This window comes from Nitrospirota bacterium (assembly GCA_016180645.1).
GTDB lineage: Bacteria > JACPQY01 > JACPQY01 > JACPQY01 > JACPQY01 > JACPAV01.
The window spans coordinates 18,530-43,104 of the sequence record JACPAV010000015.1 but is presented as its reverse complement, the minus strand read 5'-3'; the positions used below and the strand labels follow the sequence as shown (position 1 = coordinate 43,104).

The window sequence follows — 24,575 nt, the reverse complement described above, 5'->3', positions numbered from 1 at the left end:
TCCTAACACGCCACAGGCTTGACTGGTAATGATGCTGCGTTTAGTATCGGAGCAGCAGTATTCAGTAGCAGCAGAATTTCGTGAATTGTGACTCTTGTCACCAAGTATCCGATATTCCGTTCGGGTAGTGGAAAACTGCCTTTTGGGCTACAATGTGCCCGCTGTGGACTCCGGCAGGGTGGTTCTTGGTCGGTTGGAGATTCTGGAACTCCTTGGGGAAGGCCAGACAGGGAGGGTCTACCAAGCCTACGACCGTGTTCTCAAGACGGAGGTTGCCGTCAAGGAGTTTTCCGAGAAGTGGTTGGAAGGAGGCGACGTCACGTTCAGGCACGAGTTGAGATTTCTTTCGCGCCTGAACCATCCCAGCCTCGTGAAAGTCTTCGATCTCCTTGTCGATGAGCCGAGCGGCCGGCATTACCTCGTTCAGGAACTGGCGCGGGGAGAGGACGCGGGCCGCTATGTTCGGAACGCCTCCTGGGACGAGCGCCGGCAAGTATTGGTCCAGCTCCTTCGAGGACTGGAATATCTCCATCAGAACGGCGTCATTCATTTGGACATCAAGCCGTCCAACGTGCTCGTGCATGACCTTGGCCGGGGGCCCGAAGAGCTTCAGGTTCGGATCCTGGATTTCGGGATCGCTTCCGAAATCGGCCGTTATCGCGAGAAGGGGGTCGTATCGGGCACGTTCCCTTACGTCGCCCCCGAGGTCGTCTGGGGCGACGCCGTTGACGGCCGTGCCGATCTCTTTTCCCTTGGCATGTTTTTCTGGGAGGCTGTTCGAGGCGGTGGAAAAGGCAGGTCCATCACGTACTCGCCCCCCAATGCGGCCCTCCCGGCCGCGTCAACAGGTTGCGAGTACGGGCGCTCTTCCTGGCGCCCACCCTCCGGCGGGTCGCTTCAAAAGGAGGTCAAGAGCTCGCTCGAATGGAAAGCTCCGCCGGCGGACGATTTCCCCGATGGCACCCCGGCGGACTTTCGAGAGATCTTGACGACTCTCCTTCAGCCCCACCCTCAGAACCGTTTTCATTCGGCCAACCACGCCATCCGGCGCATCAACAAGAGGCTGGGTTCCGACCATCCGTTGGAACCGGGGCGACTGCGGTTGCCCGATCTGGCCGGCGCAGTCCTGCTCGGCCGCCAGGCGGAGCTTGCGGAACTGGAGCGTCTCTTTGATGAGTTCTTGGAAAACGACAAGGAGGTCCGCACCATCGCCATGGTGGGAGATCGTGATTTCGGGAAAACGGCCGTCTTGCTGGAATTCAAGAGGCGGGTCCAAGTGAGGGACCATCAAGTCGTCGACCTCTGCCGTCCGGGCGACGGGGTCCCGGAACTCTTCGATCGCCTGATCCTCGCCGAGGATGAGAAGCTGTTGGATCCCCACCTGCCCTTTCTCAAGAGCATCCTGCCTAGCCGATTTGCCCACGCCCGCGACCCGGAACCCCTGGATGGGGGCCCCATGGCCGAGCAGATCCGCACAAGGGAAAAGCTCGCCGAGGTCCTCGCCGTCATCCTGGCGTGTCGTCCGGTCGTCCTCCTGCTCGACGATGCGCTGGACCGCGCAGGACTCCTGGATCTTCTTGCGTACTGTGCGCGGCACCGCTTTCCCGAGACGCAGGGCGTCGGCGCGGCTGGACGGCACAAGCTGTTTGCCGTCCTGACCGTCCGAACCCGAAGCGAAATCCCTTCGGAATTGCCGCCCGACGGGTGGGTGGAACTCCGTCCATGGACGAGCGAGGAGGTCGGCCGGGTCCTGCAAAACCTTCTGGCTCTCGACGCGATCCCGGCCCGAATCGTTCGCGCGTTCCATGAGCAATCCGATGGTGTCCCCGGGCTGGTGGTGGAACGGCTGCGGCTTCTCGTCGGCCGGGTGTTTCAGCCCGGCGAGAACGTCGATGCGCAAATCGAAAACCTTTCCCCGAGCGATTTCTTGTCCGCGCGGGATCTGCCGGCTCGCTACCGGGAATTGCTTCCGGATCCGGCCCTTCCGGAACGGAGGGTCCTGGAGTGGCTGTCGCTCAGTCCCAAGGAACTGGGAGCACGGGAGATTGCAGAGGTGGATCCGAGTCTGAGTCCGGGACTCGGATTTGCATTGCGCCGACTCCAGGAACAGGGATGGATACGGGCCGGCCTCCTGGGTTTGCGGCCGGCAAACGAACCGAGACGGGAGACCGTTCTTCGGGAGGTTCCCGTCGAGGTTCGACGGTCTATGCATCGTCGCCTGGCCGAAAAGATGCAGGGCGGGGAAACAGGCTCGGTTCTCGAAACGGCTGATGCGTTTTTCCGCGGCGGGGATCCTCTTCAAGGTTTCGCTCTGGCCGAACAGGAGTTGCGCACGGTCCTGCGACTGAACCAAGCCGAGAGAATCCTCCCTTTCCTGGAAACTCATATCGAGTCCGCGGCCGGTCTCCCTCCCGCGCGCAACCGGGCCTACCACCGTCTTCTGGGCGAGGCATACCTCCGGGTTGCGGATTTCCCCAAGGCCATCCAAATACTGAAGACGCTCGTGACGGGGACGGGTGAGACGGCGCAACGTGTGGACGTCAAGACGCTGCTGGCGCAGGCGTACCGCTACGGAGGTCGCCTGAGCGAGGCCTCGGAAGCGATCCGCGCAGCCAAACTCCTCGTCGGCCGCGGATCGCCGGAAGAGCCCTCGCTTGACGCCCTCTTGGCGGACGTTCTCCTCGAACAGGCCGACTATGAGGGAGCCGCGCAGATCGCCCAACCTTACCTCTCGGGAGGGCGTCCATGCGGCCTGGACGAGGTCATCGCTTTTCGACACGTCATGGCCAAGGTCCACTTCTACAAGCACGACTACGAGCGGGCGATCCCGCTTTTTGAACAGAACTGCGCCGAGACCGAAAGAACGGGTCGGCCGGCCCGTCATGCCCTCTCCCTCAACTCCCTCGGGGCCGCTCACATCTGCCGGGGAAACCTCACCGAGGCCCTGGCGTGCCTGCAATCATGCTCCGCCATCAGCCGCGAGATCGGCGATCTGCGAACCATGGGCCTGGCCCACTCCAACCTTGCCCTGGCGCATTTTCGTGAGGAAAAGATGGACCTTGCGGCACAGAACTACGAGAAAGCCATCGCGACGTTTCGAAAGATTTCCGACAGGGCCACGGAGGCTCGGACACTATTCAACCTGGGCGCGCTCCACCTGGTGAACGACGATCTGAATCAAGCCCGGGACGTCATGGACGAGACGGTGCGTCTCGCCCGGGATCTCGCGATGACGCACATCGAGGGCAAAGCTCGGTTGCAGCTTGCGGAGTGCCACCTCCGCGCCGGGACCGTGGACGACGCGCTGAGGGAGTCCGAGCAGGCGGAAGCCCTCTTCCGGAAAGTGGGCGCCCAAGAGGACATCCTGCTCGCCAGGCTGAGAAGGATCGAAATCGGGGTGGGCCGGGACGCGCCGGAACTCGCGGCCATTGAAGTGGAGAAATGCGAGAAGGCCCTGGAGGGAAAAAACAACCCCCACGTCGAGGTGTGGTGCTTCTACGTCAGGGGACTTCTTCTTCGGGGGAAGAAACCGGCCGAAGCGCGCAAGTGCGTCGAGGCGGCCCTGAGCAGGATGCAAAGTCAGGTGGAGGTGGACTTCAGCCTGAAAAGAAAAGTACTGTCGCTCCTCTCCCAGCTTCCGCCTCCGGCATCCACCGTAACGCGACCCGAACAGGGTAGCGCCTGTTCCGCCGATGACGGGATGAGCGCGACGGAGGCGTGGACGCCGCCCCCGGCCGTGCCTCCGCGGAATCCGGAGGGTCTGGCGTGGCTGGCCATCGCCCGGAAGATCAATTCGGCTGTTGATGTTCAGGACGTTCTATCCGAAATCGTCAGTTCCCTGGTGGCGTTTACCGGGGCCGAGCGGGGTTTCCTGCTCCAGAAGCAAGGAAAGGCATTGACCGTGCGCGTGGCGCGGACTGATGAACCCGGGGGCGACTCCGGAACCATCGACAGCTTCAGTCAAACCGTGGCCGAGGAAACCCTGGAAGCGGGGAAGCCGGTCATCACCTTGGATGCCATGAGCGATCCCCGCTTCAAGGAATCGCATAGCGTTCACCAACTCCAGCTTCGCTCCGTGATGTGCGTTCCCCTCTTGCTGAGGGGGGAAGCGGTAGGCGCGCTTTATCTGGACAGCCGGCTGCAGTCCGGTCGTTTCGGCGAACACCATCTTCCCGCCCTCCAGGCATTGACCGATCTGGCCGCCGTGGCCCTCTACAAGGCACAACTCATTGCACAGACCGTGAAGGACCAGCGGGAGATTCGTCGGGTCATGCGGGAATTGAGGCAGGCCAAGGAGAGGATCGAACAATTGAACGCGGAACTCGAGGAATCGAACAGGTCACTCCGGGAGAAGGTCGCCCACCAGGAAAAGGAACTGGAGGCCACCCAGCAGCGAGTGGAATTCCTGGTCCGGCAGGAAAAACCCAGGTATCCATATGACCGGATCGTGGGATCGAGTCCCGCCATGAGGCGGATTCTCCCGATGGTCGACCGGGCGGTCGAAAGCAGTCTGCCCGTTCTCATTTTCGGGGAAAGCGGCACGGGCAAGGAGCTTGTCGCCCGGGCCGTCCATTTCAACTCGATCCGGAAACAGCGGGCCTTCGTGCCCGTGAACTGCGCCGCAGTGCCGCACGATCTGTTTGAATCCGAACTCTTCGGCCACGCCAAGGGGGCGTTCACGGGGGCGGATCGGGAACGGCCGGGGTTGTTCGAAGCGGCTGACGGTGGAACGCTCTTCCTGGACGAGATTGGAGACCTTCCCCCGCCCTTGCAGCCCAAACTCCTACGGGCGGTTCAGGAGGGATCGATCCGGCGCGTCGGGGATTCGAGAGAAATCAAGGTGGACGTCCGTCTCATCGCCGCAACCAACCTGGACCTGAAAGAGATGATCCGGCTGAAAAAGTTCAGGGAAGATTTGTACTACCGCCTGCGGGTGTTCCGGGTCTCCATCCCGCCGTTGAGGGAGAGGCGCGAGGACATCCCGCAGCTCGCCCGGCATTTCCTCTCCGAGATCGCCCGACGCGACGGCAGGCCGCCCAAGGAAGTCTCCGAGGCGGCTCTCCGCCTCCTGACCCGCCACCATTGGCCCGGCAACGTGCGGGAGTTGGAGAACGCAATCCAGAACGCGTATGCCCTGTCGGACGGGGACACCATCGGCATCGAGAGTCTTCGCGACAACGAGGATCTCTTTGCGGGAGCGCCCGCCGTGCAGCGAAAGGAAGGACAGTCATTGCGGGAGGCGGAGCTGGAACTGCGTAAACACCTCATCGAGGAGGCGCTGCGCGAGTCCGGCGGCAACATCAGCGCCGCCGCGCGGTCACTCAAGGTGGACCGCAATCTGCTCACGCGCTGGGCCAGGGTCTACGGGCTGCGGACCGCCAACAAGTGAGGGCATGAAACCCCCGGGGTGGGCGTACACTGGAGGTAAGCATTCAGCCATCAGCGGTCACCCTGCGCAGCCATCCGTGGCCCTCCGGTAACACCAGCGGCCGATTGGCGAGCGTAGCATCTTCCGAGTTCGCTCGAGGATCCGTCGATCTACCGTATCTCCCGGAGCAGCGTTCCCCGGGGTGATAGAAACCATCGGGTTGGGGGCGCAACCTTGAAGGGTCAACGATTTCGGCCTCCTGCCGGCCGCCGGGGTCACTTGACACCACTACGCTCATCCCTCCCAGTCTACGCACACACCCAGCGTGTGCCTCTGCCCTCCGTGCGTACCTGATCGTAAGCGAGGCTTGAGCATGCGTCCAACCGGTGTTGGACTCCGAACATGGGGGAAACGCGAGCGAGAATCAAGGTCACCGGCTTCATCCCAAACGGAAGCGTCGAAATCGAAACTTTGGTCGATACGGGGGCGACCTACACCACTCTTCCCAAGAAATCGCTCCCGGCCGGCATCAGGCCTGAACGGGAAATTACGTTGGAACTGGCGGATGGGCGGGTGATCCGGCGGCACGTGGCGAATGTCCTCGTAGAACTTGAAGGGATACGCGCCGCCAACCCCATCATTCTAGGCCAGGAGGGGGATGCGGTCCTCATCGGATTGCTGACGCTCGAAGCTTGCGGACTCTCCGTGGATCCGATTGACCGGAAGCTGTTCCCCCTTCCGGCGATCCACCACTACTGAGCCTGCGCCGCCGGCTCTACGACGGGCAATCCCGTCTTTTCGTTTTCCCAGCGGAGAATGCCGAGTTCGGCGTAGTGCGGCCTCATCCGGTCGGTCAGAAGATCGAGCCGCTTGAGGATCGGCACAACGCGGGAGAATAACAGTTTCCGGAACTCCTTCATCACATCCGAATTCTTTTGAATCTCGATCCACTCGTTTTTCGGCATGCCCATGGACTCCGCCACTTCCTCGGCCAGGAACCGATGGTACATAAGCTGGCACCCCTCGAAAGCAAACTCCTCCCGGATCTTGCGATCTGAGTCGGACATTCCCTCGTAGGCCAGGCGCAATGAGAGGACCCCAAAGGCCACGTGCCTCGCCTCATCCTGCATCACGTAGGCGAGCATCTCTTTCATGAGAGGCTCGGAGGTGTAGTCGCGAATCAGCGCAAAGGCCGCGAGCGCCAAGCCCTCCACCAGAACCTGCATGCCCAGGTACTTCATATCCCACCGGGTATCCTTGAGGATCGTGTCGAGCAGCGTCTTCAGATGAACGTTGACTGGGTATTGGTGTCTCACCTTTTCGGTCAGATACCTCTTGAAGACCTCCACATGGCGGCCCTCATCGACCACCTGCGTTGATCCATACAGTTTCCCATCGACCCACGGAACACTGTTCACGATCTGAGCGGTGACGAGCAGCGCCCCTTGCTCGCCGTGAAGGAACTGGCTCAGCGTCCACGCCAACTGTTCCTTCCTGAGCTTTCGTATCTCCTGCTTCGTGAGCTTGTCCCACAGATGGGTGCCATAGATGGGGATGTTGATGTCCGGCACGTACTCCTCGCCGGGAATCACCTCGGTCTCCCACGCCAGTTGCGTCGTGGCGTTCCACTGCTCCTTCTTGGCTTTCTCGTAGAGGTTGTATAGGTCCTGCTTCTCCGTCTCGTAATTCCAAGTGTAGATCGTTTCGAGTTCTGCAAAGAGCGATTCGGTCGCGGGACTCGGATGGCCGAACCCATTCGATCCCTGCCGATTCAGTTCAGGCATGTGAACCTCCTTCGTGAACTTGCGATGGCGCCGTCAGCGCCCTGCGGGCCATTTCGAAAACGTGGGATTGAAAGTTGGACCAAATCTCATCGTTCGAGCGGCGCCCCCCATCGTCCATCAAGAACGAAATCGAAGGCAGGACGAGGGCGAAGTGCGTCATCGAACCCGCGACTTGGAACAGCAACAGGCGGGCGTCAACCCCAGAAAACTCGCCCCGGCGCTGCGCCTCATCGACGAAGGCTTCGACTTTGGCCACCATGGGCGCCACATACTTTCGAGCGCCCTCCCTCGACTGCCTCGGATTGTCGAGTTGCTCGCGCATCAGCAGCCGGCAGCGATGGGGATTCGCCCTGAGCCACCGCGAATAGCCCGCCAGCATGGAGGATAGTTTTTCGAACCCGTCCCCCTCACCCTCCAGAGTGGCCCCCAGAACCCTCGCCAACTCGCCAAATCCGCGTGTGAGAATGGCCTCGTACAATGCTTTTTTCGACGGGAAATGATGGAGAAGCGACGCCTTGGCGATGCCCACTTTCTTCGCCATGTTGCCGAGGCTCGCTCCATAGTACCCTTTGTCGGCGAAGAGCGCCTCGGCCACCTCCATGATCCGCTCGCGGGTCTTGCTTTCACGGTAATTCCTCTTCGAGATCATGCCTACCGACCGATCGGTAGACAAATACCGCCTTAATGTGGACTTGTCAAGTCACGAATGTGTGAGGATCCGCCGCCTCTGGTTTCTTCGATCCGCTCCGATACAATCCCGCGCATGCCGGTACTGGATGAACTCATCGCCGCGCTCCGCGCAGGGGAATTCGACAAAGGTCGCCATGGCCGCCTCACCGGACTCAAGGGAAGCGCCGGCGCGTACCTTACTGCCCGCCTGGCGCAACTGGCTGGACGACCGATCGCCGTGCTGGTGGCGAATCCGCCACTGGTCTCCCGCTGGCTGGGAGACCTTCAAACTCTCCTGGCCGGCTCGTCCACACCGCTGGCCACATTTCCGGGCCATGAAGAAGAATCGCCCGCCCGAGTCAGTCGCCGGCTCTCGGATATCGGCGACCGAACGGGCCTCGATCTACTGGGTCTCCGCCTTCTCGTCCAACCCTCGGATCCTCCTCCCCTTTGGGTCCTGTCGAAAGAAGCCCTCGCCTGGCGTCCTCCCGAACCCTCCTGGTTCATCCGAAACACCTACCTCATCCGGCGCGGCGGAGTGGCCGATCGCGAAGAACTCGCGCGCTTCCTGGAAGACCACGGCTATGTCCGGAAAACGCTCGTGGAGCGTCGTGGTGACTACGCGGTTCGCGGGTTCGTCGTGGATATCTTTCCCCCGCTCTCCTCACAGCCGGTCCGGGTCGAACTGGCGGGCGACGCCGTGGACGATCTCCGCGAATTCGACTCGGAAACTCAGAGATCCATCCGCAAGCTCGATGAGGTCAGCCTCTTCCCACCGCAAGTCGAGGAATCCCCCGCCGGAGCGCGCGTGGTGGATCTCCTTCCGGGGAACACGCTGCTGCTGATCGATGGATTCGACGCAACTCATTCATGGCCATTCCATTCGTCGTCCCCGAAGCGGAGCGCAGGGGAGGATGCACAGCAAGACGAATTGCGCGGAAATGATTTGGACAAGCCCCTCCACCGATTCACCCGGCTGATTTTTGAACCCCTGCGAGTTCTGAGGCCGGGAGCCGATCCGGGCCGCGAGTGGCACACCACCTGCTCGGATCTTCTGGAACTTCGCCACGCCGTCGAAACGTTCAGGACCCGGATCGCTTCACCGGCAGGAACGACGCAGAGGCCTCATGATTCCTCAACTCGCGACGCGAAGATCTCTTGTCGATTCCTGTCGTCGTCCCCGAAGCGTAGCGAAGGGGATCGTCCGTGGAGCAGAGCGGAAGGGACCACGAACCCCATTGGCCCATTTGTCCGGGATCTTCTCGCCTCCGGAACGCGATGCGTTTTCTTCGTCGAAGACGACGCCCGCGAGGAAAGGCTCCGCAGCATCCTCGCGCGGGAATCGATTCCCTTCGAGGTTCTGCCCACCCTGACCGGCCCCGGTGAAGAGCCCGCATCCGTCACCCTGATCCGACGTCGCCTCCACGAAGGCTTCATCTGGGAAGAGGCTCGCCTCGCCTTGGTGCCCGACCACGAAGTCTTCGGCGCACCAGTACCGAGACTAAAACAGGTCAAGTCGAAGAAGCCCCGGGAAGAGATCTCCGTCGAAGACCTGCGAGAGGGCGACTTTGTCGTCCACGTGGACTACGGAGTCGGCCTCTTTCGCGGCGCCGCCGAATTGACGATCCACGGCGTGGAAGCTCAGTACCTGAAGATCGAGTATGCGGAAGAAGCGATCGTCTACCTGCCGGTGGACCGGATCAGCCTCCTTGAGAAATACGTAGGCTCCGAGGGGATCACCCCGAAGTTGGACCGGCTCGGCACCGCGTTCTGGCGCAACTCGAAAGAGAAACTTAAAGAAGAGGTGAAGGCCCTCGCCAAGGAACTGGCCGCTCTCTACGCCCGGCGTGAGAGTCTCCCCGGCCACGCCTTCCCGCCCCCCGACGACTACCTCCGCGAATTCGAGGCCGCCTTCCCGCACGAGGAAACACCGGATCAGAGAGAAGCCATTGAAGCCGTCTACCAGGACTTATCCCGCCAACAACCCATGGATCGGCTGGTTTGCGGCGACGTAGGCTACGGCAAGACCGAAGTGGCCTTGCGGGCCGCATTCCATGTCGCCATGAACGGGAAACAAGTGGCCGTTCTCGTGCCCACCACCCTCCTCGCCTATCAGCATTTCCAAACGTTCGAGCGACGCCTCAAGGACTACCCGCTCAAGGTGCGCATGCTGTCCCGATTCGTACCTCCGGCGGAGCAGAAACGCATTGTTCGCGAGATCTCCGGAGGGGCGGTGGACATGGTCATCGGCACGCACCGCCTCCTGAGCGCGGACATCGCCTTTCCGGATCTGGGCCTGCTCGTCGTGGACGAAGAGCACCGGTTCGGCGTGCTCCACAAGGAGAAAATCAAGAAAATCCGCGAGAAGGTCGACGTGCTCACGCTGACCGCCACGCCGATTCCCCGAACGCTCCACCTCGCCCTCCTGGGCATTCGCGACCTCACCACCATCGCCACACCGCCCCAGGAGCGGAAAGACATCATGACCTACGTGGCTCCGCACGACGATTCCATCCTCCGCCACGCGATCGAGGAGGAACTCGACCGCGAAGGACAGGTCTTCTGCGTCCACCCGCGCATCCGAGGCATCTGGGCCACGGCGGAATATCTGGAAAAGCTGGTTCCTTCCGCCCGCCTGGGCGTGGCCCACGGAAAAATGAAGGAGGACGAACTGGAAAAAGTCCTGATGGATTTCGTTCGGAAAGACATCGACGTGCTCCTCTCCACGTCGATCATCGAGGCGGGCCTCGATATCCCGAATGCCAACACGATCATCGTTTTCGACGCCGATCACTTCGGTCTCGCCCAGCTCTATCAACTCCGGGGCCGCGTCGGCCGTTCCGGCATCCAGGCGAAGGCCTACTTGATCGTTCCCGAGGGCCAGATGACACCCGAAGCCGTGAAACGGCTGGAGGCCGTTCAGGAGAGCGGCCTCGGATCGGGATACCGGCTCGCCAAGCGGGACCTCGAAATCCGCGGGGGGGGGGACGTCCTGGGGAAGAACCAGTCAGGCCATATCGCCCGAATGGGATTCCACACCTACCTGCGCCTGATCGAGGAGGCCGTGCGGGAGCTGAAGGGTCAGCCCACGACGCCCGAAATGGAGCCGGAGATCCGCCTGCCCCACCGCGGCTCCATCCCGGAATTTTACGTGGAGGATATGCCTCTTCGAATCTACTTCTATCGGAAATGCGCCCGGGCCGGGGACGAGTCGGTCCTCGACGAAATCCGGTCGGAGATGATCGACCGCTTCGGCTCCCTCCCGGAGGACACGACGCGATTCTTTCATGAGCTGATTCTTCGCCTGGAACTCAAGCGTCTCGGAATCGTCCGCCTCGTGGTGAAGGGATCAACGCTTACATTGCATTTTGATCCGACCTCGCCGGTTCCGCCCGACAGCCTTGTTCGACTGGTCCGGAGCCGGCCTGCGGAGTTCAAGCTTGCCCCGCCCTTGGAACTCGTCACTTCGCTTCCCAAAGGCAAACAACCCGCTGAGTCAGCCGCCGAAATCCTCAAGAACATTAGACGGACTCTCCTCCCGGAAAAACCTCCAGCCCCTGAAAACTGACTCCACCCGTCACCCGTACCGCGACAGCTTCGGCTAGTCCATCGCCCGATCGGCTGCGCCATGCGATGCCTCATGCCGCTACAGCCAGGAGGGGCGGGAGTGGGAAACTACTTGGATTTCGGCCGCTTCAGAATGAGGCTAATTGACCCGTACTCTTCACCCTCCACGCCGTTCAATTCATGTTCAATGTCCTCGAGATCCCCCAACTTGCTTGTCCAGTTCCCATTGGGCAATTGCCGTGCCACATGGGTGGGAATTCTTGGAGGCATGGAGAAGATGGCGACTTTGTCGAAGCCCGATTCCAGGTCGGGGGACTCACAGGCTTCAAACCCCAAATTCAGGAAGACGGCTTGGACTGCAACGAGGGTTGATTCCCTCGGAATTCCCTCAGGCCAATAGTAATCTGGGTCGGGGTCCCAGCGTCGCTGAGTGTCTCCCGCGGCCCACGCAACGCAGTTGTATTCAATCGTCCTCGGACTCGTTACGTCGTACCGGGAGGACCTCAGGCGTGGAAAGATTTGTTCGATGTCACCTCGGCTGGCCATATCCCTGAAGTTTGCCCCAATCGAGCCAGGCAGCCGCCATCTCCCGGACTCGCCCGCGCATGGATGGGGGAACGGGATCGACTCCAGTGATGGACCGGAGCGCCCAAAACCAGTGATCAGGCTCTCGGGCCAACTCATCCAGCAAGTACGGAACCACGGCGGGTCCCATGCCGATTATGCCTTGATAAGCTGGATGAACAGCCATGGCCGAAATGAAGGAGAGATGTTTCGTCTCAGCTTTCCATTTTGAGGCAAGGGTTCGGAACCGCTGCTCAATCGGATTCTGCTTCCTCGTAATGGGTTCGGCATAGTGTTCGACGATTCTCTCCAAGGCCAGAGAGACGGCCCCCGCCTCGAGGCTGGTGGCGCCGCCGGCATTGTAGAAATCATGGACAAGAATGGCATGTGGAGGTTGGGCGTACCAAGAACGCCCAGCGTGGCCTGAGGAATCCACAATCTGCAGGTTCATCTAAAAAGCTTCTTGCACTTATCCGTAATGCTTCCGAAGAAGATATTATTCTTGAATTCGTGAAGATTTTCAAGCACTTTCGGCATTCCACCGCTTCCCGGTACCATGGACTCCTCATGGAAAACGTCGATATCGAAAATGAAAGGCAAAGGACCTTCCACCGTTGTCGGGACTTCCATCGTCAGCGTTACCAGGGCCGTCGCCCTCGAATCCGGGCTGGGGATCATTACGCGCATGAAGAAATTGGCCAACCCCTGAGGCAATCCTCTTGCCACTTCCGGCCCGGTAAGGATGTATTCTTTCAGATCAACTGCGGGCAAGGGAATTTCGATCCGATTGATGTACCGTAGCGCAAGCCGCGTGATCGCAGTGGGTTTCGCAAGTTCTACATATTGACCCCAGAGATCCATCGCCTCCTCCCGAAGCGATTCCCATTGATGATACGGTTTCAGCCTGTTGAACGTGAAACCATCCAATCGCGCCTGAACCGCCTGTTTCTTGTCCTGAGATTCAAAGATGTAGCCGTCCGGCCCCCCCGTCGGCCCCAAAATTGAAGGCGGGCCGGCAGGCCTGAATTCATGACCGACTTGCCACCGCTGCCTTTCCCGTTTGAGCGGGTAACGGGCCCTGATGGAATCGTGATAGGCGGCGAGAGTCTCGATGGATGTGCCGGTCGGCAGATTGGCGCGAACATCCAGCAGTGCTTCTGTAATCGGCGCATTGGGGAAGATTTCTCTTTCGACTGCCACCGGGTCATCCTAGCGGACGGACTCGAGAATCACAATTCACCCCGGAAGGCCTTGTCGAGGAGGGTGGGGAGGAGGGCGTCCAGTTCGGCGGCGATCACGAATGGACAAGATTCCTGAGTGACCTGAGACATCTTCCCAGGCTGTCGGACCCCGCCGCTGCCACGTCCGGGCGCCATCCGCGTTCCTGGTCCGACACGAATTCGATCAGTCGAGATGTATAGGCGGGACCGATCTTCCTGCCGCTTCCCAGCCTCGGAACCATGTCTTCCCGGACGGCTTTCTTGGTCGAAGTACGAGCCAGGTTAACCAGCGCTGTTTTTGGATCATCGAGCGCCTCCGGGTCCGAGGGAACCCGAGCCTGCTGGACCCGCAAGTAACGGGCGAGCCTTGCTCGGTCCGCCATGATCCAGGACTCGATTTCTCGAACGGCGACACGGAAACACATTCCTGGAGCCGGGCTTGGCAGCCAAGATGCTCGCAGCGGCGGAGCGCAGTGCGCCTCATGGTTCAGGTCTACGACTACGATCCAGGGGGAGTGCCGTGCGGCATTGTTGAAGGCGGATACCCTGCGTCTCAATGAGTCCTTGCCGTTCCTTCGATGGATGGGTCCAATTCCTGCCCCGATATGCAGGAGAAGTCGGCGGAGAACCGCTTCGTCCAACACACCTTCTACTGCACCTGAGAAAACGACCGGCAAGGGAGAAGGTTATTCGTCGGCAAGAAGAGGGAGCTGCTCCGCTCTTTCAGGGCGTGTGTGAGGCATCACTGCCTCGGCCAATGAGAGTCCGCCTTCGAGGAGCGACTTGACATCTTTCAGGCGACTCGCCGGGAGCAAGACCGTTCCCTCTGATCCGGGCTGAAGAAGCAGAACCTCGTCCACACCGACACCCTCGTCTCCCACCACCTCGAGTGAATGCGTACTTACGACAAATTGCCGTCCGGATTTTCGCTGTAGTCGGAAAAACATCTGTGGAATGTATCGGACGACCTCAGGATGGAGTGAGATTTCAGGTTCTTCCAGCAACAAAGGTCCGCTGCCGTCCAAAGCGGCCCACAGCAGGCCCATGAGCCTCAATGTGCCATCAGAGAACAACTCTTCCGTCTGCCACGCGCCCTGTGGGCGCCAGTGCTCGTATCTGCCTTGGAGATGCGGAACGCCCCGAGAGTCCTGCTGGAGTGTCAACTCCTTAAGTTGCGGCACCGCGACGCGCAATGCGTCTTGGATGCGCCGGAGCCATGCTTCGCGAGTTCGTTTCTGAGTTCGGGCGATCTGTTCGATGAAATCACCTCCGTAGGGGTCGTCTTTCATTCCCTTCGAACGATCCGGGTCACGGACCAATTGGGGAACGATGTGCAGGTAGCGAACAGTGCTGAAAAACTCGGCTACTTCCCGGAAGTCTTTGTTGGCATGAACCTGCTCAAGATACGTCTGGGTCAGTCGCTCCGGGTCCTGAGCGTCCGATTCGTCGGGTCGATTCCGCAGAATTTTGCCGTGATGCGTCACCGTTTCCTTCTTGATCAGTGGCCGAGGGGTACCGGGCTGAGCCGTATTGTCCTGATTAAAGCACACCTCGTACTCCCAGGCGGTTCTGTCCCGGTCAGTTCCCAGGGATGCCTTGATCACAATGTCCGAGTAACGCCTGGCAGCCAGCGATCTCAAGCTTGACACTCCGCCACGCCGCCTCACCGCTTCTTGAAAACCGCCGCCCACCGCCACCACATCATGCAGAAATCGAAACACGTCGAGAAGATTGGATTTTCCGGAGGCGTTCGGCCCCTCCAGGAACACGCGGTCCTGAAGCTCGACTTCCGCCTTCTCAAAGTTTCGCCAGTTCCCGATTTGAAGCGCCGTGAATCTCATTTCACCAAACTATAATTCACCTTTGAAGGCTTTGTCGAGGAGGGAGGGAAGGAGGGCGTCGAGTTCGGCTGCGATTTCCGATTGAGGTATTCCACTGCCTCACGTGCTACGTTCCCGTCTGGAACTTCCCGTCATGCTTGCGATTCCCAAACAATCACGGTACATGCCGGCATGCGATGACGGTAAATGACCGGAAATGATTGACATGTCATGACAATTCATTTAGGATGGTACTGATGCTTGGGAAACCAAGCAGCTACTCCACGCCTCATGGCGCTGGACATGGCTTCTGGTCCCGTGAGCCGGTTAATCACGGGGCTTTTTCTTTTCCTGTCCTCTCGCCCGTGCCTTTTCGCCTGCGGGATCTACTGCCAGCGAAGCCCCAAACGTCTTGCTCGCGGCCAGTCTTAAACCGCGTCGCCTATGCCGGACCCCCACGCGGGTGAGCTATCAATGCGGTCGCGACAATAGTATCGAGCTTTTCCCGAACTTCCTTGTCAATCTGGTCAATGGGCACGAAGGGCGCGAGTGTGTGGTAGTCGGTTTTCCTCAGGAGACCGGGCAGGCTCAAAGCTTCGTAAAATCTCTTGAACAATGGGTCAAGAAAGTCGTCACTCGCTTTGATATCCGGACTCCACGGCGCCGGCTTGCGAAGCGCGGCCAGTGCCGAGGCAATCTCATCAATGGACTCGTTCATCCTTGATCGCCAAGCGGACGCGAACAGATCGCCTTGGGGCCGGCCCTGAGCTTCAGCCCAAGCCAGCAGGGTGTCGCGTTGGCAAAGATAGTTCTCGATCTCGCGTCTGCGCCACTGGGTTTGGACGAGGTTGGGGTCGTTGGAGAGCGTTTGATCCAATCGATCGTATAATGCTATTCCGACGAGATCGGGCTTTGCCTCACGAAGACCATAGAAATGGTCCCGGGCCTTTCCCGGCTGATTCGCTACATAGTGAACGAACGGACGCTCAAGCATCGCGCTGGCGGGGTGAGTGAGCTTTGCCGCAAATGCGCGGAGAATGGCGAGATCCGTAGACCCTTCCAGGTAGAGCACCCAACCGGTCTCTTCGGCCTGAACGTACTGCTCGAAGCCGATTTCCTTCAGAGCCTTCAAAACCTGACTTCCCTGACCGTCGATTCGATGCGGGGCCCCCACAAATGCGACGACAGAATCTCGGTCCGCGGCTTCATTCAAGATGACTTCCGAGTGGCTGGCGGCGATTATTTGGCTGCCCGTTTCCGCGGCCGTATCCGTCAGGACTTGGTAGATCTGACGCTGCCGGAGTATTTCAAGATGGGCATCCGGCTCGTCCAATAGGAGAACCGCTCCAGGATTTGCCGCCATATGAGCGAGCAGAAGCAGCGTCTGTTGCTGGCCTCGACCACTGGAGGACAAATCCAGACGCACTCCCCCTTGCCCTACGAAAGACATGACTACTTCACCCCGTTCCTTAACGTATTTCGGTTCATCCAGTCTGACCCCGAACAGAGCCTTCATCCTGTCCACAATCTTTCTCCATTGATCCCCTTTCCCCTGGAGTGCCTGCCAGCAGAGGTTCCTGAGGACTTCCGCGGTCCTTCCTTCCCCGATCCTGACGGCGATTGCACCTTCGTCAAGCCGGGTTTCGTTGGAGGCCAGGCCTGACATGGGCGGGAGGTACGCCAAGACCACGTTTGCCGCCGCTTCCGATATCTCCAGTCTGGATCCCCCCGGACCCAGCTTCGATCGGCAATAGAAAGACTCCTCGTTCGCGTAGTCAAATTCGAAACTCGTCGTCCACTCCTTCCCTTCATCCACACCTGCAACGCTGATCTCGATCAGAACGTTGCGTGTTTTGGGCTTCTCCGTCTCGTGAACGCTTTCGCGCACATGAAGATCACGCCAGAGGAGATTCGCGGAAGGGACCGGAAGGGCAATGAGATCTCGCCGGTTGATGGTCACACCCGCGCGCTCCTTCGGAACGTTTCCTCGTCCGCGCTTTTCCACCCAGCGACGCAGACCGATGCTCCAAAGCGCGAGGGCCTGCAACGCCGAGGTCTTGCCGGCGTTGTTCGGTCCGACAAAGACCACCCGTTCTGCAAGATCAATCTCCACCCTGTCGAAGAGTTTGAAGTTGGAGATCGTAAGTTTCGTCAGCATCGCCTACCCAGTCGAAGTATCACAGAATCCAATTGGTGGGAATCGATTCTCTATAGTTCACCCTTGAAGGCTTTGTCGAGGAGGGAGGGGAGGAGGGCGTCCAACTCGGCGGCGGTTTCGGATTGGAGGCGCTTGAGCGAATCGACCCCCTTCCGTACTTCACGAAGGCGCTCTTGCGTCCCCCGTGAAGGGAGGGGAATCGAATAGTCAAGGAAGTCAGCCGGGTTGAGGCGGCGGCGCCGCACATTGGTGCCGGTACTCGCGCCGGAGAGATTCGGCCAAACGGATGGAGTTCTGAAATACGTGTCCAAGACCACCGGCAGGACCCGCTCTTCAAGAACCTCAAACACCGGAAACTCCGTGGAGACGACGCAGCCTTCACATTCTGGTGGGACGATGCCCAAGGCCCCCTCCCAAGCCATCAGTTTCGGATATACGAAATCACCCACGTTGAGTCTCGTGAGTTTCTTGTACGAGAACTCCGAGCCGGACTTCCACCCTCCAGGAAAAACACCTCGCCCGAAGCAATAAACACCAGCAAAGCGATACGTTCCATCCGGTCTGACCGTTACGTCGGGGGGCCGTAGTCGCACCAGCTCAGCCATGCGCGTCTGATGCGCATCCGGGTCGTGGCTGAGGATTGAGCGGCAAAGCTCCTCCGCCTCTTCGGCCACCTGCTGCCGGAGCCCCCGGGCTTCGGAGATTTGGGAGGCGAGGGCGTCGAGGCGGGCCACGATCCACCGCTGCTCGGGCAAGGCCGGAAGCGGAATCTCGGTGGAAAGGAGCTTGTCTTCCTGCAACCGCACTCGGTTGGTTGTCCCCTCACTCGCCCGTCGGCATTGCTCGACAAACCAGGCCGTCCGACACATCCACCCAATGTATGCCGTCGATAGATGATCTTGGTCGACCTCAAACACTGGAAAGTCATTGGTAACCACCGCGCCATCAAGCTCCGGCGGCACGACGCCGAGTGCGCCATTTCGAGCATCGATTCGGGAAAAGATGAACTGCCCTGTTCTGGCGATGAACCGGCGTGCGCCGGCCAACCTTGCTCCGCTAATAATCCCCCGTTGGCAAACACCCTTTCCCCAAAGTTTGACGGTAATTTCCCGATACTCGCTCTCTGGCTGTAGTGAAATGGTCTCCGTGCTTCTTCGCAGAACCTCCCCCAATGGGATCTCCGGCCACTCCGCGCTCATGCCTCGCGTTTTCCGAGAAGTCCTTTGATGTTCGCCATGATCTGCACGATGCGGTGTTCTTTGGCCAGGATGCTTTCGGCAATCTGTTCGGGAGGAAGATGGGAGATGTCCTGCCGGGCGCGGGGGTTCTTTCGGTCGAGGTTGAATCCGGTCTTTCGGATCTCGTCGGCGGACACCTTCCATGCGCGGTCGCTCTCCTCGCGCTTGCTCCACCACTCCAGGCAGGACTTGAACTCATCGAACTGGATGGGCCGCGTCTTGGTGTAGTTCTTCTTTCCTTCCGGCAGCGGATGTTCGTAGTACCAAACATCCTCGGTCGGCCCGGAACGGTCGAAAAACAAAATGTTCGTGGGAATGCTCGTGTACGGCGCGAAGACGCCGTTTGGAAGGCGCACAATCGTGTGAAGGTTGAACTCCTTGAGCAGTTCCTCCTTGATCCGGGCGCAGACGCCGTCGCCGAACAGGATCCCGTTCGGAACGATCATTCCGCATCGTCCGCCCTCCCCCTTGAAGCCGGTCCCCAATCTTCGAAGTTTTCTCATGATGAGCTGGAGAAACAAGAGCGCCGTCTCGCTCGTCTTCCGGTCCTCCGGAAAGTTCGAGAGAATGCCCTTTTCCTCCTCCCCACCGAACGGCGGATTCGTCACGATCACGTCCACTCGTTCTCGATCCCCCATTTCTCTGAGTGGGAACCGGAGCGCGTTCAGGGGGTCGATTTGAGGATATTCCAGACCGTGCAGCAGCAGATTCATCTGGCAGAGCAGATACGGCAGGGGCTTGGCTTCGATGCCGAAGATGCTTTCTCGTTGGAGGACCCGGTAGTCCTCCGTTTTCCGGCACTGCGTCTTGAGATGCTCGAAGGATTCCACGAGGAATCCGCCGGTGCCTGCGGCCGGATCGAGCGCCACCTCCCCCATCCGCGGATTCACGGCCTGGACGATGAATTTCACCACGGCCCTCGGAGTGTAGAACTCGCCGGAATCGCCCGCCGCGTCGCGCATCTCCTTGAGCAAGGACTCGTACAGGCGACTGAGAGTGTGCATTTCCTCGCTGGAGGTGAAATGGATCTGATTCACCTTGTTCAGGATGTCCCGAAGGAGATAGCCGTTGATCATGCGGTTGATCACTCCGCGGAAGATCGTCGCGATCACGTCCCGCCGGTCGCCCCCGTTGGCGCCCTGGAGTCCGCGAAGATACGCGAACAAACCCGGACCTCGGGTTCCATCGGGTCGAATCGGCTCTTCGTTGTTGATGAAATCCATCATTTCCTGCCCGGTGACGCCGTCTTCCCTGGCCGCCCAATCCCGCCAGCGGTACGGCGGCTCGACGGCCGGGCGAAAACGTTTGCCCGCCATTTTCGCCTCCGCCTCCCGGATCTGCTCGCTGTCGTCCAGGAATTTCAGGAACATGATCCACGTGAGCATGGGCAGCCGGTCCAGGTCGCCGTTGAGACCCTTGTCTTTGCGCATGATGTCCCGCGCCGACTTGACGATGGAGGCAAGCTGCTGAGCTGTGGTGACGGGTGTGGGAGGTGTCGCTCTCGGTTTGCCCATCAGTGAACGTGAACCTTTCACAAGATGTAAGGTGTGTGCATTACTCTTCTCAGGCGGCGTAGAGGAGCGACTGGAGTTCGGCCACCGCCTCGCGGAGTTTGTCGGTCCCCCCAAATCGCGCCGCGATTTCGATGATGTTGCCATGGCTCGAAAGGGGCGAGACTTTCAAGATGTCCGGGATTCTGAATTCTGCTACCCCGTGCTCAATGTACTTGTCCAGAAGCAGGTTCAGTATCTCTCTCGCTTCCTTAGTGTATCGACCCAGGAAGTCCGTATTCCCTTTGCGCACTTGTTCCGCTCGCTCACGTCGACTTCGGAGTGGAAGGCTGTAAGCTACGTTGCATAGCAGATCGAACGGGTCGGCGTCGTGCTGACCCGCGACCTCGGCCAGACGTTCGATTGTGATTCCGCGCTCCGCCAGCGCGTCGATGATCCGCGACCGCTCCTCCGCGCGGGTCCACTTGCTTCGAAGCTCCGCCGCGCTGGAAAACATCGACCTCACCTGCTCCATCGTGTAGTCGGTGTACTTGGTCGCCTTCAGTTGATTTCCATGCTCGTCCATCTCGTAGGCCACATCGGCTGCGATCTCAACATAACCCTGGTCCACATGGAACTTGCGCCTTTCCCCTCCGGCCGGTCCCGGAAAGGAGCAGTCGGTTGGGGAGTCATCCACGAATTCATCTTGTGATTCGCGGGATTCGTACTCTTCTGCCGGTTCCGGCTCACGCGGCGGGGATGTAACCCGACCCTGCCCATCGATCCCTTCTTCAGTCAGCAGCGCCGGCTCACCGTCGAAAACCGGGTCGGCAAACAGCCGCGTCGCGCTCCCCGTATAGTCAAGAATCGTGAAGTAGTACTTCCCATAGTCGTCCCGCACCCGCGTGCCCCGACCGATGATTTGCTTGAACTCGGTCATGGAATTCACGACCCGGGCGATAACGATGTTCTTGCACGTCGGAACGTCCACGCCCGTGGTGAGTAATTTGGAAGTGGTAACGATCACGGGGGTTGTCTTCTCCACGTCGCTGAATCGATCCAGGTGCCCCCGCCCGATTTCCTCCTCGTCGGACGTAATTCGCACAACGTAGTCCGCGTGCCTTTGCGCCAAATCGGCGTTCAGATTGGTCAGTGCCTTCATCATTTCCAGCGCGTGCTCCTGGTCGACACAGAACACGATGGTCTTGTCGTATCGATTGGTCTGCCGGAGGTGATCCGTGAGATGGCGGGCGATGGCCTCCGTTCGGGGCTTCAGAGCCAGGAGCCTATCGAATTCCGGGGTCTGGTAGACTTGGTCCGGGATCGGGCGACCATCCCGGTCGATCTCTCCGGGCTTGGGACGCCAGCCGACCGCGTCCGCCGTGGTCACGATGCGTCGAACCTTGTACGGGGCGAGAAAGCCGTCCTCGATCCCCTGTTTGAGGCTGTAGGTGTAGACCGGATTTTCGAAATATCCATACGTGTCCACGTTGTCGTCCCGGAGCGGAGTGGCGGTCATTCCAAGCTGATAAGCCGGCTGGAAGTGCTCAAGAATATCGCGCCAGTTGCTTTCGTCCTTTGCGCTGCCCCGGTGGCACTCGTCAACCACGATCAGGTCGAAGAAATCTCGCGTGAATTCCTTGTATAGTCCCGATCGACGCTCGTCTTGGGCGATGGCTTGGTAGATCGCAAAGTAGATTTCCCGGGATTTCACGATCTGTCCCGATTCAATCTTGTGTCGAGCATCCTCGAACACCGCGAACTCCCGGTCTTTGGGCACATCCACGAGGAAATTCCGATCCGCGAGATACAGGACCCTCGGCTTTCGGTGATCGCCCCGCGCATTCCATCGACTGTTCCAGAGTTTCCAAATGATCTGGAAGGCCACGAAGGTTTTTCCCGTGCCGGTCGCCATGGTGAGAAGGACCCGACGTTGGCCTTGGAGCATCGCCTGCACTACCCGATTCACCGCGATCTCCTGGTAGTATCGGGGCTGCTTGCCTTGAACGCGCGATCCGGGAGTTAGAAGCCGCGTTGCGGCTGCGTCGTCCGTCGGCCCCTGACTCTTGCGCAGTCGGGTCCACAGTTCCGTCGGCGAGGGGAAGTCGGCCCGCTCCGCGATCTGGCCCGTGAGGAAATCGAATTCAACGATGCCCAGTCCATTGCTGGAAAAGGCGAACTTCAGACCCAGCATTTGGGCGTAGTCCTTCGCCTGCTGAAGACCGTCCGCCGGCTTTTTGTAGGATGCTTTGGCCTCAACGACGGCCATTGAGAAATCACGCGCAATGCGGAGGAGATAATCGACCCGACCCGACTTCTTCCGCCGCACCTTGTCGCCCGCGACCACAATTCGCCCGTCCGTGATCGTCCTCTGTTCGTTGATCAGATCGTCGTTCCATCCGGCGTCGTGAAGTTTCGGGACGATGTATTTCCGGCAGGTGTCGGCCTCCGAATCGACGGCTCTCATGCTCATCCGCGCATCTCCGCGAGAAGACCTTCCGAGCGGAAACTGAAATGGCGTCCGTTCCCGATAATGAGGTGATCGTGAACGGTCAATCCGATCGGCTCAGCCGCATCGAGGACCGCTTTCGTCAACCGCTTGTCCGCCTCGGAGGGCGCCGGATCGCCGGACGGGTGGTTGTGGACCAGGATCAGGGCAGCGGCCTTTCTCGAAAAGGCGCTCTCCAAGATCCTCCTTGGGTGGACGGTGGCCCGATCGATGGTTCCCTCGGAAAATCGTTCGGTGCCAAGGTAGCGATTCTTGGAAGACACATAGATGACCTCAAACACTTCGTTCTTTTCCGCTTCGAGGCTTGACCGGCAAAGCTCAAGTACCGCCTTGGGCGAATTGAGCACTTTGCTCTCCGCCACTCCAAGCTCGTGGTAGCGGCGCATCGCGGCGCGAAGCACCTGAAGGTAGTCTCCGGTTCTGGAACCGACTCCCTCTATTCCCGCCAATTGATCGGGTGATGCGTCGAGAACGGACTTCAGCGATCCGAACCGGTGAAGCAACTCCTTCGCGGTCGGCTTCACATCCCGTCGGGGAATCGCAAAGGTGAGCACCAGTTCAAGCAACTCATAGTCGGCGAGGCCCGCCAAACCGACACGGAGGAAGCGTTGGCGAAGACGCTTTCTATGGCCCACACTGGATGATGCTCCCATTTTGGCTGGGGGGCATTATACCAGCGTTTCACAGGCCTCCAATTGCAAACGCAGAGCCGGACTCTCTATTCAAGTGAGCGGTCGGCAACGCCCGCGCGGATTTCGGAGAGGGCGGCGCGGAGGCGGGCCAGGGATTTCTCCTTGCCGAGAAGCTGGAGGACGTCGAAGATGCCGGGGCTGACGGATTTTCCCGTGAGGGCCACGCGGACCGGTTGTGCAAGCTGGCCCATCTGAAGCGGCGGGTCGTTGTCCGAACAGATGCCTTTGAAGAGCGATTCCAACAACGCAAGGTCGGAAAAGGATTCCATCTCATCCAATTTTCGGCATAGCCGCTCAAGTACCTCCAGCACCCCCGGCTGAAGGAACTTCTTCTTCGCCTTGTCGTCCCACCGGACTTCTTCCTGGAAGAGGAACGCCATGCTGTCGGCCAAGACTTTCAGCGTATCCGCTCTCTGACCGAAGGCTCCAAGCGCCTGCGTCCACCAAGCCGCCTGATCTCCGGGGATTCCGGCCGGATTGCCCGCCTCCCCCACCGCCTTGGCGAGAAAGGGCTGGAGGGCGGCTCGCAACTTCTCTTTACCCTCCACGGAGCCGTTCATCCGGTTGATGTACTGGGAGTTGAGCCAGATCAACTTGTCCTCGTTGAACGCTCCCGATGTCTTTCCCACTCCATCCAAGCCGAACTTCTCCTTCAGCTCTTCCAGAGTGAATTCTTCCTGATCGCCGTGCGACCAGCCGATCCGCGCCAGAAAATTCAGGAACGGTTCGGGAAGAAAACCCTCCTCCTTGTAAGCCGTAACCGAAACCGCCCCGTGCCGTTTCGACAACCGGGAACGATCGGTGCCCAGGATCAACGGAAGATGGGCGAATTGCGGCGATTCCAGCCCGAGCGCCTTGAACATGTGGATCTGCTTCGGAGTGTTGTTGAGATGATCGTTTCCTCGGATCACGTGGGATATCCCGTGCTCGGCGTCATCCACCACCACGGTGAAATTGTACGTTGGGATACCGTTGCTTCTCAGGATGATCAGGTCTTCAAGCTCCCTGTTGGCAAACCGCACCTCTCCGAGCACAAGATCTTTGACGACGGTCTCTCCCTCTTTCGGCATCTTGAACCGGAGCGCGTACGGTTTGTCGGTCTGATCGGTTCGAGACCGGCACCGGCCGTCATACTGCGGCGGCCGTCCTTCTTTCATGGCCTGCTTGCGCCGCTCGTCCAGTTCAGCCGCGGAGCAGGTGCAGCGGTACAACGCACCGGCCTGCTCCAGCTTTTTCGCAAACTCACGATACACATCGAACCGCTCCGTTTGGCGGAACGGCCCCTCGTCCCAATCGAGCCCGAGCCATTTGAGGCTCTCAATGATGTCATGCTCAAACTCCGGCTTGCTTCGCTCGCGGTCCGTATCCTCAATGCGAAGGACGAACTTTCCCCCATGCTTTCGCGCGAACAGCCAACTATAAAGGGCCGTCCGGGCGCCTCCGATGTGGAGGAACCCCGTCGGACTGGGAGCGAATCGAGTTCGGATATTCACAGC

General features: G+C 59.8%; 15 protein-coding genes. 3 read left to right on the top strand and 12 right to left on the bottom strand.

Annotation, left to right across the window (positions count from 1 at the left end; translation table 11 throughout):
* Window positions 1-94: 94 nt before the first annotated feature.
* Window positions 95-5,389 (top strand): sigma 54-interacting transcriptional regulator, encoded by a 5,295-nt coding sequence (locus HYT87_10150; GenBank protein ID MBI2060121.1) that lies wholly within the window; start codon window positions 95-97, stop codon window positions 5,387-5,389.
* 381 nt (window positions 5,390-5,770) lie between these two features.
* Window positions 5,771-6,127, top strand: coding sequence for a Retroviral aspartyl protease (locus tag HYT87_10145; GenBank protein ID MBI2060120.1), 357 nt, complete (start codon window positions 5,771-5,773; stop codon window positions 6,125-6,127).
* Here the strand turns inward: HYT87_10145 and HYT87_10140 are convergent.
* Entirely contained in the window at window positions 6,121-7,152 is a 1,032-nt protein-coding gene (locus HYT87_10140) for a ferritin-like domain-containing protein (protein ID MBI2060119.1), read from the bottom strand. The two genes, HYT87_10145 and HYT87_10140, sit on opposite strands and share 7 nt — an antisense overlap.
* Complete coding sequence (locus HYT87_10135; protein MBI2060118.1) at window positions 7,145-7,801, bottom strand: TetR/AcrR family transcriptional regulator; 657 nt, start codon at window positions 7,799-7,801, stop codon at window positions 7,145-7,147. The genes HYT87_10140 and HYT87_10135 overlap by 8 nt, the downstream gene beginning before the upstream one ends.
* A 114-nt stretch (window positions 7,802-7,915) precedes the next feature.
* On the opposite strand from HYT87_10135, the gene mfd reads away from it, so the two are divergent.
* A complete protein-coding gene (mfd, locus tag HYT87_10130) occupies window positions 7,916-11,389 on the top strand; it encodes a transcription-repair coupling factor (protein ID MBI2060117.1) in 3,474 nt (1,157 codons plus the stop codon).
* Window positions 11,390-11,917: 528 nt separating this feature from the next.
* On the opposite strand, the gene HYT87_10125 is transcribed toward mfd, so the two are convergent.
* The 10 genes from HYT87_10125 to HYT87_10080 form a co-directional block, all read right to left on the bottom strand.
* Entirely contained in the window at window positions 11,918-12,256 is a 339-nt protein-coding gene (locus HYT87_10125) for a hypothetical protein (GenBank protein MBI2060116.1), read from the bottom strand.
* Window positions 12,257-12,399: 143 nt separating this feature from the next.
* A complete protein-coding gene (locus HYT87_10120; protein MBI2060115.1) occupies window positions 12,400-13,152 on the bottom strand; it encodes a TIGR04255 family protein in 753 nt (250 codons plus the stop codon).
* Between the two features lie 94 nt (window positions 13,153-13,246).
* Complete coding sequence (locus HYT87_10115; protein ID MBI2060114.1) at window positions 13,247-13,555, bottom strand: hypothetical protein; 309 nt, start codon at window positions 13,553-13,555, stop codon at window positions 13,247-13,249.
* Window positions 13,556-13,858: 303 nt separating this feature from the next.
* Complete coding sequence (locus HYT87_10110) at window positions 13,859-15,013, bottom strand: AAA family ATPase (GenBank protein ID MBI2060113.1); 1,155 nt, start codon at window positions 15,011-15,013, stop codon at window positions 13,859-13,861.
* 421 nt (window positions 15,014-15,434) lie between these two features.
* The gene (locus tag HYT87_10105) at window positions 15,435-17,150 is read right to left on the bottom strand and encodes an AAA family ATPase (GenBank protein MBI2060112.1); all 1,716 of its coding nucleotides are present in this window, start codon (window positions 17,148-17,150) and stop codon (window positions 15,435-15,437) included.
* Between the two features lie 50 nt (window positions 17,151-17,200).
* On the bottom strand, window positions 17,201-18,196 hold the full coding sequence (locus HYT87_10100) for a restriction endonuclease subunit S (GenBank protein ID MBI2060111.1): 996 nt from the start codon (window positions 18,194-18,196) through the stop codon (window positions 17,201-17,203).
* Between the two features lie 149 nt (window positions 18,197-18,345).
* Window positions 18,346-19,902 (bottom strand): N-6 DNA methylase, encoded by a 1,557-nt coding sequence (locus tag HYT87_10095; protein ID MBI2060110.1) that lies wholly within the window; start codon window positions 19,900-19,902, stop codon window positions 18,346-18,348.
* Window positions 19,903-19,951: 49 nt separating this feature from the next.
* Window positions 19,952-22,345, bottom strand: a complete 2,394-nt coding sequence (locus HYT87_10090) for a DEAD/DEAH box helicase family protein (protein MBI2060109.1) — start codon at window positions 22,343-22,345, stop codon at window positions 19,952-19,954.
* 2 nt (window positions 22,346-22,347) lie between these two features.
* Window positions 22,348-23,022: a DNA repair protein RadC gene (gene radC, locus HYT87_10085; GenBank protein MBI2060108.1), complete on the bottom strand. Its 675-nt coding sequence runs from the start codon at window positions 23,020-23,022 to the stop codon at window positions 22,348-22,350.
* A gap of 83 nt (window positions 23,023-23,105) precedes the next feature.
* A complete protein-coding gene (locus HYT87_10080) occupies window positions 23,106-24,572 on the bottom strand; it encodes a glutamate--tRNA ligase (protein ID MBI2060107.1) in 1,467 nt (488 codons plus the stop codon).
* Window positions 24,573-24,575 lie beyond the last annotated feature (3 nt).

Coding starts and splice junctions, on each gene's coding strand:
- HYT87_10145 (MBI2060120.1), top strand. CDS start 5,771: ATGGGGGAAACGCGAGCGAGAATCAAGGTCACCGGCTTCATCCCAAAC.
- HYT87_10140 (MBI2060119.1), bottom strand. CDS start 7,152: ATGCCTGAACTGAATCGGCAGGGATCGAATGGGTTCGGCCATCCGAGT.
- HYT87_10135 (MBI2060118.1), bottom strand. CDS start 7,801: ATGATCTCGAAGAGGAATTACCGTGAAAGCAAGACCCGCGAGCGGATC.
- mfd (MBI2060117.1), top strand. CDS start 7,916: ATGCCGGTACTGGATGAACTCATCGCCGCGCTCCGCGCAGGGGAATTC.
- HYT87_10115 (MBI2060114.1), bottom strand. CDS start 13,555: ATGGCGGACCGAGCAAGGCTCGCCCGTTACTTGCGGGTCCAGCAGGCT.
- HYT87_10110 (MBI2060113.1), bottom strand. CDS start 15,013: ATGAGATTCACGGCGCTTCAAATCGGGAACTGGCGAAACTTTGAGAAG.
- HYT87_10105 (MBI2060112.1), bottom strand. CDS start 17,150: ATGCTGACGAAACTTACGATCTCCAACTTCAAACTCTTCGACAGGGTG.
- HYT87_10095 (MBI2060110.1), bottom strand. CDS start 19,902: ATGGGCAAACCGAGAGCGACACCTCCCACACCCGTCACCACAGCTCAG.
- HYT87_10090 (MBI2060109.1), bottom strand. CDS start 22,345: ATGAGAGCCGTCGATTCGGAGGCCGACACCTGCCGGAAATACATCGTC.